Genomic DNA, 13,853 nt, shown 5'->3' with positions numbered 1-13,853 from the left:
CATTGGCGCGTGGCGACCCTGGAAACCGCGCTGGGCATTCGGCAGAATGCCCGTGCCGCAGGTCACAGGGCTCCCGAGAGGCGAGACACCTGGGCCGGTGGCAGAGCGCGACCGATAAACTGTTTCTCGGACGACGCCGGGCGCAGCCCCCGTCCCGTCCGCCCATGATCAGCCAGCAGCCGCTGCAACCCCAGGGAGCGTTGTGTCCCGTCGCCTGTTCACCTCGGAGTCCGTGACCGAGGGCCACCCCGACAAGATCGCTGACCAGATCAGCGACACCATTCTTGACGCGCTTCTGCGTGAGGACCCGACGTCCCGGGTCGCCGTGGAGACGCTGATCACGACCGGCCTGGTGCACGTGGCCGGTGAGGTCACGACCAAGGCGTACGCGGACATCGCGACGCTGGTCCGCAACAAGATCCTCGAGATCGGCTACGACTCGTCGAAGAAAGGCTTCGACGGCGCGTCCTGTGGTGTGTCGGTGTCGATCGGCGCGCAGTCCCCGGACATCGCGCAGGGTGTGGACACGGCGTACGAGACCCGTGTCGAGGGCGACGACGACGAGCTGGACCGGCAGGGCGCCGGTGACCAGGGCCTGATGTTCGGCTACGCGTCGGACGAGACGCCGACGCTGATGCCGCTGCCGATCTTCCTGGCGCACCGCCTGTCCAAGCGCCTGTCCGACGTCCGCAAGAACGGGACGATCCCCTACCTGCGCCCGGACGGCAAGACGCAGGTCACCATCGAGTACGACGGTGACAAGGCGGTCCGTCTGGACACGGTGGTCGTCTCCTCGCAGCACGCGAGCGACATCGACCTGGACTCGCTGCTGGCCCCCGACATCCGCGAATTCGTGGTCGAGCCGGAGCTGAAGGCGCTGCTGGACGACGGCATCAAGCTCGAGACCGACGGCTACCGTCTGCTGGTCAACCCCACCGGCCGCTTCGAGATCGGCGGCCCGATGGGTGACGCGGGCCTGACCGGGCGGAAGATCATCATCGACACGTACGGCGGCATGGCTCGCCACGGCGGCGGCGCGTTCTCCGGCAAGGACCCGTCCAAGGTGGACCGCTCGGCCGCGTACGCGATGCGCTGGGTCGCCAAGAACGTGGTCGCCGCGGGCCTGGCCTCCCGCTGCGAGGTGCAGGTGGCGTACGCGATCGGCAAGGCCGAGCCGGTGGGCCTGTTCGTGGAGACCTTCGGCACGGCCAAGGTCGACGCCGAGAAGATCGAGCAGGCGATCACCGAGGTCTTCGACCTCCGCCCGGCCGCGATCATCCGCGACCTCGACCTGCTCCGTCCCATCTACTCCCAGACCGCGGCGTACGGGCACTTCGGCCGCGAGCTGCCCGACTTCACCTGGGAGCGCACGGACCGGGTGGAGGCCCTGCGCAAGACGGCGGGTCTGTAAGCCCTCCAGCACGGTTGTCACGAGGCCCGGCCACCCTTCGGTGTGGCCGGGCCTCGGCGCGTGCAAACGGCCCGGCAGAGCGGGCTCAGGGGCCTAGGGGCCTGTCTTTGCAGCCGGCCTGATGCAAAAGACAGGCCCTGCGCGGGCGGAGTCGTCTCGGCGGACGTCGGTGTCAGTGGCGTTTGGTAAGAATGCAAGCGTGAGCAGCGAGAACGGGCAGCAGCGGGCGGGCGGGTCGGACGCCGCACCGCCCGAGCAGCTTGCCCTGCTGCGGGACGCGGTGCGCAAGGCCAAGGTGCCCCGGGCCAAGCCGCGGACCTGGCGGGGGGCCTCGCTGGCCAAGGACCTGCCCGTCGCGCGGGTGGTGGTCGACAAGGGCGTGCTGCATCTGGACCGCTACTTCGACTACGCCGTGCCGGAGGAGCTGGACGCCGTCGCCCGGCCCGGGATCAGGGTCCGGGTGCGGTTCGGGGCCGGCGGGCGCACGGTGCGGGATGGGCGGCGCGAGGGCGGCGGGCTCATCGACGGGTTTCTGGTCGAGCGGGTGGCCGAGTCCGACTACGCGGGGCCCCTCGCGGCGCTGGCGCAGGTCGTGTCACCCGAGCCCGTCCTCTCGCCCGAGCTGCTGGACCTCGCCCGCGCCGTTGCCGACCGTTATGCCGGCAGCCTCGCGGACGTACTCCAGCTCGCGGTCCCGCCACGGCACGCGCGCGCGGAGGCCGCTGAGCCGGGCACGCCGCCGGCGCCCCCGTCCGCACCGGATCCGGGATCGTGGCGGCGGTACGGCCGGGGCGCGGACTTCCTGCGCTCGCTGGCCGCCGGCGGCGTGCCCCGGGCCGTGTGGACCGCCCTGCCGGGGCCCCAGTGGGCGCAGGAGATCGCCCGGGCCGTGCAGGCCACGCTCGCCTCCGGGCGGGGCGCCCTGGTCGTCGTGCCCGCGGGGCGGGCCGTGGCACGGGTCGACACCGCGCTGCGGGAGCTGATCGGTGAGGGGCAGCATGCGGTGCTGACCGCCGACGCCGGACAGGAGCGACGGTACCGGGAGTGGCTCGCCGTGCGCCGGGGGGCCGTACGGGCCGTCGTCGGGACACGGGCCGCCATGTTCGCGCCCGTGCGGAACCTGGGGCTCGTCGTCGTGTGGGACGACGGGGACGCCAGTCACAGCGACGACCACGCCCCCTTCCCCCATGTCCGCGAGGTGCTGGAGCTGCGCGCCACCCGCGAGAAGTGCGGCTTCCTGCTGGGGAGCTGGACCTGCACCGTGGAGGCCGCCCAGCTCGTGGAGAGCGGATGGGCCGCACCGCTGGTCGCCGACCGCGAGCAGGTGCGCGCCACCGCACCGCTCGTACGGACGGTGGGCGACGGGGACCTCGCACGCGACGAGGCGGCGCGGGCCGCTCGACTGCCCACGCTCGCCTGGGAGGTCGCACGGGAGGGACTGCGGCACGGACCGGTTCTGGTGCAGGTGCCCCGGCGCGGCTATGTGCCCCGGATGGCCTGCGCGCAGTGCCGGGCCCCCGCGCGCTGCCGGCACTGCGCCGGGCCGCTGGCGGGCCAGGAGGCCGGGGAGCTGAGGTGCGGCTGGTGCGGACGGGAGGAGAGCGCCTGGCACTGTCCGGAGTGCGGGGGATTCCGGCTGCGGGCCCAGATCGTGGGGGCGCGGCGGACCGCCGAGGAGCTGGGGCGGGCCTTCCCGGCCGTTCCGGTACGGACTTCGGGGCGCGAGCAGGTGCTGGACACGGTGCCGGGGACACCGGCCCTGGTCGTCAGCACCCCGGGGGCCGAGCCCGTCGCCGAGGGCGGGTACGCGGCGGCGCTGCTCCTGGACGGATGGGCCATGCTGGGGCGGCCCGATCTGCGGGCGGGCGAGGACGCTCTGCGGCGGTGGATCGGCGCGAGCGCGCTGGTGAGGCCGCAGTCCGTGGGCGGCACGGTCGTGATCGTCGCCGAGCCGACGCAAAGGCCCGTGCAGGCGCTCGTCCGGTGGGATCCCGTCGGGCACGCGGTGCGCGAACTGGCCGAGCGGGCGGAGCTGGGATTCCCACCGGTGTCGCGGATGGCGGCGGTGTCGGGACCGGCCGAGGCCGTCGCGGACTTCCTCGCGGGCGCCCGCCTCCCGCCCGCCGCCGAGGTGTTGGGACCCGTCCCGCTGCCGGTCACCGAAGCCGGGCGGCCCCGCAAGGTCGGGGGGCCGCCGCCGGGGGAGAGCTGGGAGCAGGCACTGGTCCGCGTACCGCCTGGGAGCGGGGCCGCACTGGCGACCGCCCTGAAGACCGCGCTGGCCACTCGGACGGCACGGGCCGGCGGCGACGCGGTGCGGATCCGGATCGATCCGCCGGACATCGGGTGACGGCCGCCATCGGGCAGGGGCACCGGGGACGGAGCCGACCGGTCGGGCGGCGCGGGGCGGGACGGCCTCCCGGTGCGGCCGGGAGGCAGAGCAGAAGGGGCGGCCTCAGCCGTTGCGCGGTCCGGGGAAGGCGGTCGGCCTCGCCTCGTCGCGGAGAGTGGGGCTGCCCGCCGTCGGCTGGGTCGGCATCGAGCGGGCCGCGGGCACCGTGGGGATACCCGAGCCCACGTTGATCGTGCGGGTACCGGAGGGATCCGCCGCGCGGTCGGACTCGGCGGCCGCCTGCGCGGCGGCACGGCGGGCGCCGTAACGGCGGTGGACCGCCTGCTTGGTGACTCCGAGCGCGGAACCCACGGCGTCCCACGAGAAGCCGAGCGAGCGGTCGAAGTCCACGGCCGCGGTGACCAGGGTCTCGACACTGTCCCGCAGCTCCTGGGCGAGACGGACGGTCGGGGCGGGAGCGCGTCCGTAGACGACGAAGCCCGTGGACGGGCCGGAGCGCCGCGGGCGGTAGACATTGCCCAACTGGGCGGTGAGGGTGCGCAGTGCGTCCACCTGCCGGCGGACCCGCTCGATGTCCCGCACCAGCAAGTGCAGGCTGGCCCGGGCCTGGGCGTCGTGGGTTGCGTGGTCGGCCATGAACAAGCCTCTCGAACCGGCGTTGAAAAGGATCGGGCCGCTACAGCGGCCCGCTTGTGGTCAACTCTTTCTTGACCAACGCGCATTCGGGCCTGTGGTCACGCTGCGGGGGCGTAAGAGCATATGCGTACGCCCCCGGCGGATGGCGTGCGCTGCGAGCCCCCGCCTGCGGCCGGGCGCGCCCCGCCACGTCCTAGACTGGTGGGCCGCCCGCAGGCCCGGTCCGGCCGGGACCTGTGGGTCCGTCAGAACTCCCGCCCGAGAGGCCGTCACCCACCCATGAAGCTCGTCTTCGCAGGTACCCCCGAGGTCGCCGTTCCCGCGCTGGACGCTCTGATCGCGTCGGGCCGGCACGAGGTGGCCGCCGTCGTCACCCGGCCCGACGCACCGGCCGGGCGCGGGCGCAGGCTCGTCGCCAGTCCCGTCGCCGAGCGGGCGGAGGAGGCCGGCATCGAGGTCCTCAAGCCGAACAGGCCCCGGGACGAGGACTTCCTCGCACGCCTCCGGGAGATCGCGCCCGACTGCTGCCCCGTCGTCGCCTATGGCGCGCTCCTGCCCCGTGTCGCCCTCGACGTCCCCGCCCACGGCTGGGTCAACCTGCACTTCTCCCTGCTGCCCGCCTGGCGCGGCGCCGCCCCCGTGCAGCACTCCATCATGGCGGGCGACGAGATCACCGGTGCCTCCACCTTCCTCATCGAGGAGGGCCTGGACTCCGGTCCCGTCTACGGCACCGTCACCGAGCGGATCCGGCCCACCGACACCAGCGGCGACCTGCTCACCCGGCTCGCCTTCGCCGGCGCCGGACTCCTCGAGGCCACCATGGACGGCATCGAGGACGGCACCCTCAAGGCCGTGCCACAGCCCGCCGAGGGCGTCACGCTCGCCCCGAAGATCACCGTCGAGGACGCGCAGGTCGACTGGTCCGCGCCCGCGCTGCGCGTCGACCGCGTGGTGCGCGCCTGCACACCCGCGCCCGGCGCCTGGACCACCTTCCGCGGCGAACGGCTCAAGCTCATCCAGGTCACGCCCCGGCCCGAGGTGACGGACCTCGCACCCGGGCGGCTGTCGGTCGGCAAGGACAACGTGTACGTCGGCACCGGTTCGCACGCGGTCGAACTGGTGTGGGTGCAGGCCCAGGGCAAGAAGCCGATGAAGGCCGCGGACTGGGCGCGCGGGGTGCGGATCGGCGCCGCGGAGACCCTGGGGGGTGTCTGACGAAGCCCGCCGGGGACGCGACGCGAATGGTCGGACACCCCCTGGCGGCAGACCCCGCCGACCTCTGCGTCGGCCCGATATTCCGCGGACGTACGCTGTAAGCGCACGCCGTCCCACAACCGGAGCACCTTTTTCGTGACCGAGCAGTCCCGCCGTCCCCGCAAGCCCGGCAAGCCCTATCGCCGGCCCAAGAAGGACCCCGTCCGCATCCTCGCCTTCGACGCCCTGCGGGCGGTGGACGAACGGGACGCGTACGCCAACCTCGTCCTGCCGCCGCTGCTGCGCAAAGCGCGGGAGAAGGGCGACATCGACGGGCGGGACGCGGCGCTCGCCACCGAGCTGGTGTACGGGACACTGCGTCGGCAGGGCACGTACGACGCCATACTCTCCGCCTGCGTCGACCGGCCGCTGCGCGACGTCGACCCGCCCGTGCTGGACGTGCTGAGCCTCGGCGTCCACCAGCTGCTCGGTACGCGGATCCCCACCCACGCCGCGGTGTCCGCGACCGTCGAGCTGGCGCGCGTGGTGCTCGGCGACGGGCGGGCCAAGTTCGTCAACGCCGTTCTGCGCAAGGTCGCCCAGGACGACCTGGACGCCTGGCTTGAGCGGGTGGCACCCCCGTACGACGACGACCCCGAGGACCACCTCGCCGTCGTGCACTCGCACCCGCGCTGGGTCGTCTCCGCCCTGTGGGACTCCCTCGGCGGCGGACGCGCCGGCATCGAGGAACTCCTCGCGGCGGACAACGAACGTCCCGAGGTCACCCTCGTCGCCCGGCCCGGCCGCTCCACCACCGAGGAACTCCTCAGCGAGCCCGCCGCGCTGCCGGGCCGCTGGTCGCCGTACGCCGTCCGGCTCACCGAGGGCGGCGAGCCCGGCTCGGTGGAGGCCGTACGCGAGGGCCGTGCGGGTGTCCAGGACGAGGGCAGCCAGCTCGTCGCGCTCGCCCTCGCGGGCGCGCCCCTCGACGGGCCCGACCGGGCCTGGCTGGACGGGTGCGCCGGGCCCGGCGGCAAGGCCGCCTTGCTCGCCGCCCTCGCCGCCGAGCGCGGAGCCGTGCTGCTGGCCTCCGAGAAGCAGCCGCACCGGGCCGGTCTGGTGGCGAAGGCGCTGGCCGGGAATTCCGGCCCGTACCAGGTCGTCGCGGCCGACGGCACACGGCCGCCGTGGCGGCCCGGCACTTTCGACCGGGTCCTGATGGACGTGCCCTGCACGGGCCTCGGCGCCCTACGCCGCCGCCCCGAGGCGCGCTGGCGCCGTCGGCCCGAGGACCTCGACGGGTTCGCCCCGCTGCAGCGCTCCCTGCTGCGCACGGCCCTGGAGTCCGTACGGGTCGGAGGCGTCGTCGGCTACGCCACCTGCTCGCCGCACCTGGCCGAGACCCGCGCGGTGGTCGACGACGTCCTCAAGCAGTACCGCGACGCCGAACTCATCGATGCCCGGCCGCTGCTGCCCGGCGTGCCGGACCTGGGCGACGGCCCCGACATCCAGCTCTGGCCGCATCTGCACGGCACGGACGCGATGTACCTGGCCCTCATCCGCCGCACCGGCTGAACGCGCGACGGCCCGTGCCGCTCGCCGGGCCCGAACTCGACGATTCGGATGCGGGTGGACGGTGAGGAGCGGCTGGGCCTGCCCGACCGGCCCGGTGATGTGGTGCGGGACCGTGCTGGTGGGTCCCTGGCGGTGCGGCCGAACATGACGGTGGCCGCGCCGTCCGGGCACGCGGCGCGGAGCGATGCGTTCTGGCCGGGTACCGGCGCGAGCAACCGGGGCAGGGCATGGCAGGCTTGGGGCATGGCCGTGCAGATCAACCCCAGCATCCTGTCCGCCGACTTCGCCCGCCTCGCCGAGGAGGCGAAGGCCGTGGAGGGCGCCGACTGGCTCCACGTCGACGTGATGGACAGCCATTTCGTCCCCAACCTCACGCTCGGCGTGCCGGTCGTGGAGTCCCTGGCCCGGTCGACGGACACCCCGCTGGACTGCCATCTGATGATCGAGGACGCCGATCGGTGGGCACCCCAGTACGTAGAAGCGGGCGCTTCCTCCGTCACCTTCCACGTCGAAGCGGCCGCGGCCCCGGTGCGGCTCGCCCGCGAGATCCGCGCCAAGGGCGCCCGGGCCTCCATGGCCCTCAAGCCCGCGACGCCCATCGAGCCGTACGAGGACCTGCTGCCCGAGCTGGACATGCTGCTGATCATGACGGTCGAGCCCGGATTCGGCGGCCAGGCCTTCCTGGACATCATGCTGCCCAAGATCCGCCGCACCCGTGAGCTGATCAGCAAGCACGGTCTGGAGCTGTGGCTGCAGGTCGACGGCGGTGTCTCGGCCTCCACCATCGAACAGTGCGCGGAGGCGGGAGCGGACGTCTTCGTGGCCGGCTCGGCGGTGTACGGGGCGGCCGACCCGTCCGCCGCGGTACGTGCATTGCGCACCCAGGCGGAGCGGGCCACGGCCCGGGCGTCATGGGCGTGCGACGAGTGAGACAACGGAACCTGAACGCCGACCGTCCAGGCTGATCGTCTACGCCGGATCTGCAAGGATGAACGGCGAATGCAGAGTGTGAACAGCAGTGAGGAGATGGCCGTGTCGGGTATGTCGGCGGGCCGGTCAGCCATGCGGATGGGACCCGCTGAGCTGGTGCAGGCGGCGGCCATGGCCCGCCGCTTCTACCTCGAGGGCAAGTCCAAGATCCAGATCGCCGAGGAGTTCGGCGTCAGCCGCTTCAAGGTGGCCAGGGTCCTGGAGACCGCCCTCGAACGGGATCTCGTGCGCATCGAGATCCGTGTGCCGGCCGAGCTGGACGCCGAGCGCTCCGACGCGCTGCGCGCCCGCTACGGCCTCAGGCACGCCGTCGTGGTCGAGTCCCCGGCCGAGGCCGAGGAGTCGCCCGACCCCGAGAACCTCGGCGAGGTGGCCGCCGACCTGCTCGGCGAGCTGGTCACCGAGGGGGACGTGCTGGGCCTGGCCTGGGGCCGCTCCACCATCCACATGGCGGCGGCCCTCGACCGGCTGCCACCGTGCACGGTGGTGCAGCTGACGGGCGTGTACGACGCCGGGACCTCCGAGCGCGGCTCGGTGGAGGCCGTGCGCCGTGCCGCGCAGGTCTCGGGCGGCGACGCCCACCCCATCTACGCGCCGATGCTGCTCCCGGACGCGGCGACCGCGGCGGCCCTGCGCAACCAGACGGGGATCGCCCGCGCCTTCGAGTACTTCGACAAGGTGACGGTCGCCTGTGTCTCCATCGGCTCCTGGGAGCCCGGTATCTCCACGGTGCACGACATGCTCACCGAGGAGGAGCGCGCCCACTACGCCTCCCTCGGTGTCGCCGCCGAGATGGCCGCGCACCTCTTCGACGCCGAGGGCCGCAGAGTCGGACGGGACCTGGGGGAGCGGTGCATCACCGTCAAGGCGGACCAGCTCCGCCATATCCCCGAGGTCGTCGCGATCGCGGGCGGGCAGCGCAAGGCGGCCGCGATCGACGCGGTGCTGCGCTCCGGGCTCGTCACCAGCCTCGTGACGGACACGGCGGCGGCGGACTACCTGATGACGGCGGGCCCGACGCCGACGCCCGCGCTGAATCGGGCGGACCCGGACGGGCCCTGACAGGACCTCCCGGCGGGGCGGCTGTGGCAGCATCGGCATCATGCTGCCGCGGTCGGTCCCCCGCCTGCTCGCAGGGTTCCTCGTCTGTCTGACCGTCCTGCTCACCGGGTGCTCGGCCACGGACACCGGCACCCGCGCGCCCGCCCCGTCATGGGCCGGGCACATGGCCACGGCCAAGGAGAACCGGCTCCCCGCCGAGGCCCGGCACACCCTCGCCCTCATCGACAAAGGCGGCCCCTATCCCTACGCGCAGGACGGCACCGTCTTCGGCAACTTCGAGCACCGGCTGCCCGCGCACCCGCGCGGCTACTACCAGGAGTACACGGTGCCGACCCCCGGCGCGCTCGACCGCGGAGCCCGGCGCATCGTCACCGGGCAGGGCGGGGAGACCTACTACACCGACGATCATTACGACACGTTCCGGGCGGTGCTGAGATGACCGACGACCTGGCGGAACGGTTCCTGGTCACGCTGGATCTGGACGGTGTCGCCGACAAGGCGGCGTTCATGGAGCGGGTCGTGCGCGCCCTGGACCTGCCGTACTGGTTCGGCCGCAACTGGGACGCGCTCGCCGACTCGCTCACCGACGACACCGTCTGGCCCGAGCCGGCCGTCGAGCGGGGCCTGCTGCTCGTCGTACGCGGCTGGGAGGAGTACGCGAGGGCGTGCCCCGAGGAGTGGGAGACAGCCCGGGAGGTGTTCACCGAGGCGGCGGACCAGATGCCGGGCCTGTCCGTGGCGCTGACGCTTGGATGAACCCACAAGGCCCCTCTGACCTGCCTGGATGATTCACCCGGGGTTCGTGGGGCGCCCGTCATGGGAGAATGAAGTACGTGCTCTTCCCCCTGGCTGACCTGTCCGGGGGCCACCTCTGATCGACTGGGATGTGCAGCACGTGCGTTTCCTCAATGACATCCAGCCTGCCTATGACCTGACCTACGACGACGTCTTCATGGTGCCGAGCCGCTCCTCCGTCGGCTCCCGCCAGGACGTGGACCTCGCCTCCCCGGACGGCACGGGCACGACCATCCCGATCGTCATCGCCAACATGACCGCCATCGCCGGCCGCCGCATGGCGGAGACGGTGGCCCGGCGCGGCGGCCTGGTCGTCATACCGCAGGACATCCCGATCGACGTGGTCACCGAGGTCATCTCCTGGGTCAAGGGCCGCCATCTGGTGCTGGACACCCCGATCGTGCTGGCCCCGCACCAGACCGTCGCCGACGCCCTTTCGCTGCTGCCGAAGCGTGCGCACAACGCGGGTGTGGTCGTCGACGAGGAGCACCGGCCGGTCGGCGTGGTCACGGACGCCGACCTCTCCGGCGTGGACCGCTTCACCCAGCTCGAAGTGGTCATGTCCAAGGACCTGCTGCTGCTCGACGCCGGGATCGACCCGCGAGAGGCCTTCAACGTCCTCGACACCGCCAACCGCCGCTACGCGCCCGCCGTGGACGAGGACGGAAAGCTCGCCGGCATCCTCACCCGCAAGGGCGCCCTGCGGGCCACGCTCTACACGCCGGCCACCGACGCGCACGGCAGGCTGCGCATCGCCGCCGCCGTCGGCATCAACGGCGACGCGGTCGGCAAGGCCAAGCAGCTGCTCGACGCGGGCGTCGACACACTGGTCATCGACACCGCGCACGGCCATCAGGAGTCGATGATCAACACCCTGAGGGCGGTACGGGCGCTGGACCCGCAGGTTCCGCTCGTGGCGGGCAACATCGTCGCCGCCGAGGGCGTGCGTGACCTGATCGAGGCCGGAGCGGACATCGTCAAGGTCGGTGTGGGCCCCGGTGCCATGTGCACCACGCGCATGATGACCGGCGTCGGCCGCCCGCAGTTCTCGGCCGTCCTGGAGTGCGCCGCCGAGGCGAAGAAGTACGGCAAGCACGTGTGGGCCGACGGCGGTGTCCGCCACCCGCGGGATGTCGCGATGGCGCTGGCAGCGGGCGCGTCCAACGTGATGATCGGCTCCTGGTTCGCGGGCACGTACGAGTCGCCCGGCGACCTCCAGCAGGACGCGAACGGCCGGCTGTACAAGGAGTCGTTCGGCATGGCCTCGGCGCGCGCGGTCCGCAACCGCACGTCGGAGGAGTCCCCGTACGACCGCGCCCGCAAGGGGTTGTTCGAGGAGGGCATCTCGACGTCCCGGATGTTCCTCGACCCGGCCCGCCCGGGCGTCGAGGACCTGATCGACTCGGTCATCGCGGGCGTTCGCTCCTCCTGCACCTACGCCGGTGCAGGCTCCCTGGAGGAGTTCGCGGAGCGGGCCGTCGTCGGCATCCAGAGCGCGGCGGGCTATGCGGAGGGCAAGCCGCTGCACGCCAGCTGGAGCTGACACAACTCCCTTGCGCGCGGCCCCTGGTGTCCCCTCGGTGGGAGAGCGGGGGCCTCGGCGTGTCCCGGCCGGGACCCGGAGTCGTGAGCGGTGGCGTCCAGCAGGCGGGCGCAACCATCGAAACGGCCAGCGCAACAAATACGCGCGAACGTGCGATGAACGCAACGATCTTGCGGAGATGCGCAAGGTTGCTGCATTACGCCCGTGAAGGGGCGACTCATAGGGTCTGCGCTGTACGTGGCGTGGCGAGGACCCCGCTCGGCGGTCCCCGCCCCCTTGGGGTGCCGCCGGTCCCGCCCGCCCCCTTGACCGGCAGCGATAAGGAGCCCACGCGTGCTCGACCAAGGCGCACCCCCGCAGTCCCGCAGTCATCCAGCCCCCGCCGTCCCCGGCCTCGGCGCGCGTCTGATGCGCCGCAAGCCGGTGGAACACCTGGTCGCCGAGGGTGGCCAGGGCGAGGGAGGGACCCTGCGGCGGTCCCTCGGGCTGTGGCAGCTCACCATGATCAGCATCGGTGCCACGCTCGGCACCGGCATCTTCGTGGTCCTCGGCGAGGCCGTGCCGAAGGCCGGACCCGCCGTCACCCTCTCCTTCGTGATCGCCGGTCTCACCGCCCTCTTCTCCGCCCTGTCGTACGCCGAGCTGGCGGGCACGATCCCCGTCTCCGGGTCCTCCTACTCGTACGCATACGCAACGATGGGCGAGCTGATCGCCTGGATCTGCGGCTGGTGCCTGGTCCTCGAGTACGGCGTGTCGGTGGCCGCCGTCGCCGTCGGCTGGGGCCAGTACCTCAACGAGCTGCTGGACGGCACCATCGGGGTCACCATCCCCACAGCGCTGTCGGCCCCGCCCGGGGACGGCGGCGTGTTCAACCTGCCGGCGCTGATCGTCGTGCTGCTCGCCATGGCGTTCCTGCTCGGCGGAGCCAGGGAGTCCGCCCGGGCCAACACGATCATGGTCGTGGTGAAGATCGCCGCGCTGCTGCTGTTCTGTCTGATCGGCATCCAGGGCTTCCGCTCGGGCAACTACGCGAACTTCATGCCGCTCGGCATGGCCGGCGTCAGCGCCGCGGGGGCCACGCTCTTCTTCTCCTACATCGGCTTCGACGCCGCCTCCACGGCCGGCGAGGAGGCGAAGAACGCGCAGCGCGACCTGCCGCGCGCCATCATGCTGTCGCTGGTCATCGTCACGGCGCTGTACGTCGTCGTCGCGGCCGTCGCCGTGGGCGCGAAGCCCTGGCGCCGGTTCAACGACTCCGAGGCCGCGCTCGCCCAGATCATGAAGGACGTCACCGGGCAGACCTTCTGGGGCACCCTCCTCGCGGCCTGCGCGGTCATCGCCATCGCGAGCGTGGTCCTGACCGTGCTCTACGGCCAGACCCGCATCCTCTTCGCGATGTCCCGCGACGGCCTGGTCCCCAAGGTGTTCTCACGGGTCCACCCGAAGACCGGCACGCCCCGCGCCAACACGCTCATCGTGTCCGTCTTCTGCGGTGTGCTCGCCGCCGCGATCCCGCTCGGCCAGCTCGCCGACGCCACCAGCATCGGCACGCTGTTCGCCTTCGCGCTGGTCAATGTCGCGGTCGTGGTGCTGCGCCGGACCCGTCCGCACATGACCCGCACCTTCCGGGTGCCGCTGTCGCCGGTGCTGCCCGCGCTCGGCTTCGCCTTGTGCGTGTGGATGATGGGCAGCCTCTCGGCGGTCACCTGGGTGGTCTTCGGGGTCTGGATGGCCGTCGGGCTCGTGTTCTACTTCCTGTATGGCCACCGGCGGTCCCGGCTGGCCGCCGCGGACCCCGCGGGTACCGAAGTCGTCACGGAGAAGTGAACCACCCGCCTTGCTGAACGATCTCGACGAACGCATTGTGCACGCCCTCGCCGAGGACGCCCGCCGCTCCTACGCGGACATCGGGCAGTTGGTCGGCCTGTCCGCGCCCGCCGTGAAACGGCGCGTGGACCGGCTTCGCGCGACCGGCGCCATCACCGGGTTCACCGTCCGGGTGGACCCGGGGGCGCTCGGCTGGGAGACCGAGGGGTTCGTCGAGATCTACTGCCGGCGCAACACCTCGCCGGAGACCATCCAGCGGGGCCTGGAGCGCTACCAGGAGGTCGTGGCCGCCTCCACCGTCACGGGTGAGGCGGACGCGATCGCCCAGGTCTTCGCCTCCGACATGCGCCACTTCGAGCGCGTGCTGGAGCGCATCGCGGGCGAGCCGTTCGTCGAACGGACGAAGTCGGTCCTGGTCCTGTCCCCGCTGCTGCGCCGCTTCTCGTCGGGCGCACCCGGCTGATCCA

At 72.6% G+C, this 13,853-nt stretch carries 12 protein-coding genes; 11 read left to right on the top strand and 1 reads right to left on the bottom strand.

Annotated features, from left to right (window positions below; translation table 11 throughout):
* The first annotated feature begins 202 nt into the window (after window positions 1–202).
* Both metK and AB0N14_RS25130 read left to right on the top strand, forming a co-directional pair.
* A complete protein-coding gene (gene metK / locus AB0N14_RS25135) occupies window positions 203–1,411 on the top strand; it encodes a methionine adenosyltransferase (protein ID WP_366027949.1) in 1,209 nt (402 codons plus the stop codon).
* A gap of 199 nt (window positions 1,412–1,610) precedes the next feature.
* Complete coding sequence (locus tag AB0N14_RS25130; protein ID WP_366027948.1) at window positions 1,611–3,761, top strand: primosomal protein N'; 2,151 nt, start codon at window positions 1,611–1,613, stop codon at window positions 3,759–3,761.
* Between the two features lie 105 nt (window positions 3,762–3,866).
* Here the strand turns inward: AB0N14_RS25130 and AB0N14_RS25125 are convergent, their stop codons facing one another.
* Window positions 3,867–4,400, bottom strand: coding sequence for a hypothetical protein (locus AB0N14_RS25125; protein WP_366027947.1), 534 nt, complete (start codon window positions 4,398–4,400; stop codon window positions 3,867–3,869).
* A gap of 279 nt (window positions 4,401–4,679) precedes the next feature.
* Here AB0N14_RS25125 and fmt point away from each other — a divergent pair, with 279 nt between their 5' ends.
* The 9 genes from fmt to AB0N14_RS25080 all read left to right on the top strand — a co-directional run bounded on the left by fmt (window position 4,680) and on the right by AB0N14_RS25080 (window position 13,849).
* Window positions 4,680–5,615: a methionyl-tRNA formyltransferase gene (gene fmt / locus AB0N14_RS25120; protein ID WP_366027946.1), complete on the top strand. Its 936-nt coding sequence runs from the start codon at window positions 4,680–4,682 to the stop codon at window positions 5,613–5,615.
* Window positions 5,616–5,750: 135 nt separating this feature from the next.
* The gene (locus tag AB0N14_RS25115) at window positions 5,751–7,169 is read left to right on the top strand and encodes a transcription antitermination factor NusB (RefSeq protein WP_366027945.1); all 1,419 of its coding nucleotides are present in this window, start codon (window positions 5,751–5,753) and stop codon (window positions 7,167–7,169) included.
* Window positions 7,170–7,412: 243 nt separating this feature from the next.
* Window positions 7,413–8,099 carry a ribulose-phosphate 3-epimerase gene (gene rpe, locus AB0N14_RS25110; protein ID WP_366027975.1) on the top strand — a complete coding sequence of 229 codons (687 nt, stop codon included), beginning with the start codon at window positions 7,413–7,415 and terminating at the stop codon, window positions 8,097–8,099.
* 78 nt (window positions 8,100–8,177) lie between these two features.
* Window positions 8,178–9,221, top strand: a complete 1,044-nt coding sequence (locus AB0N14_RS25105; RefSeq protein ID WP_366027974.1) for a sugar-binding domain-containing protein — start codon at window positions 8,178–8,180, stop codon at window positions 9,219–9,221.
* A 40-nt stretch (window positions 9,222–9,261) separates the two neighbouring features.
* A complete protein-coding gene (locus tag AB0N14_RS25100; RefSeq protein ID WP_366027944.1) occupies window positions 9,262–9,660 on the top strand; it encodes a ribonuclease domain-containing protein in 399 nt (132 codons plus the stop codon).
* Window positions 9,657–9,977 carry a barstar family protein gene (locus tag AB0N14_RS25095; protein WP_366027943.1) on the top strand — a complete coding sequence of 107 codons (321 nt, stop codon included), beginning with the start codon at window positions 9,657–9,659 and terminating at the stop codon, window positions 9,975–9,977. Before AB0N14_RS25100 ends, AB0N14_RS25095 begins: the two co-directional genes overlap by 4 nt.
* 139 nt (window positions 9,978–10,116) lie before the next feature.
* Entirely contained in the window at window positions 10,117–11,559 is a 1,443-nt protein-coding gene (locus AB0N14_RS25090; RefSeq protein WP_366027973.1) for a GuaB1 family IMP dehydrogenase-related protein, read from the top strand.
* Between the two features lie 333 nt (window positions 11,560–11,892).
* On the top strand, window positions 11,893–13,386 hold the full coding sequence (locus tag AB0N14_RS25085) for an amino acid permease (protein ID WP_366027942.1): 1,494 nt from the start codon (window positions 11,893–11,895) through the stop codon (window positions 13,384–13,386).
* 10 nt (window positions 13,387–13,396) lie between these two features.
* Complete coding sequence (locus AB0N14_RS25080; RefSeq protein WP_103845108.1) at window positions 13,397–13,849, top strand: Lrp/AsnC family transcriptional regulator; 453 nt, start codon at window positions 13,397–13,399, stop codon at window positions 13,847–13,849.
* Window positions 13,850–13,853: the final 4 nt, after the last annotated feature.

The sequence above is a fragment of the Streptomyces sp. NPDC051104 genome, from assembly GCF_040682835.1.
In the GTDB taxonomy this organism is placed as follows: Bacteria; Actinomycetota; Actinomycetes; order Streptomycetales; family Streptomycetaceae; genus Streptomyces; species Streptomyces cynarae.
This window is presented reverse-complemented; position numbering and strand designations above follow the sequence as displayed.

Bases quoted from the DNA above. Each gene is read 5' to 3' on its own strand.
- fmt (WP_366027946.1), top strand. From the start codon at position 4,680: ATGAAGCTCGTCTTCGCAGGTACCCCCGAGGTCGCCGTTCCCGCGCTG.
- AB0N14_RS25125 (WP_366027947.1), bottom strand. From the start codon at position 4,400: ATGGCCGACCACGCAACCCACGACGCCCAGGCCCGGGCCAGCCTGCAC.
- rpe (WP_366027975.1), top strand. From the start codon at position 7,413: ATGGCCGTGCAGATCAACCCCAGCATCCTGTCCGCCGACTTCGCCCGC.
- AB0N14_RS25100 (WP_366027944.1), top strand. From the start codon at position 9,262: ATGCTGCCGCGGTCGGTCCCCCGCCTGCTCGCAGGGTTCCTCGTCTGT.
- AB0N14_RS25095 (WP_366027943.1), top strand. From the start codon at position 9,657: ATGACCGACGACCTGGCGGAACGGTTCCTGGTCACGCTGGATCTGGAC.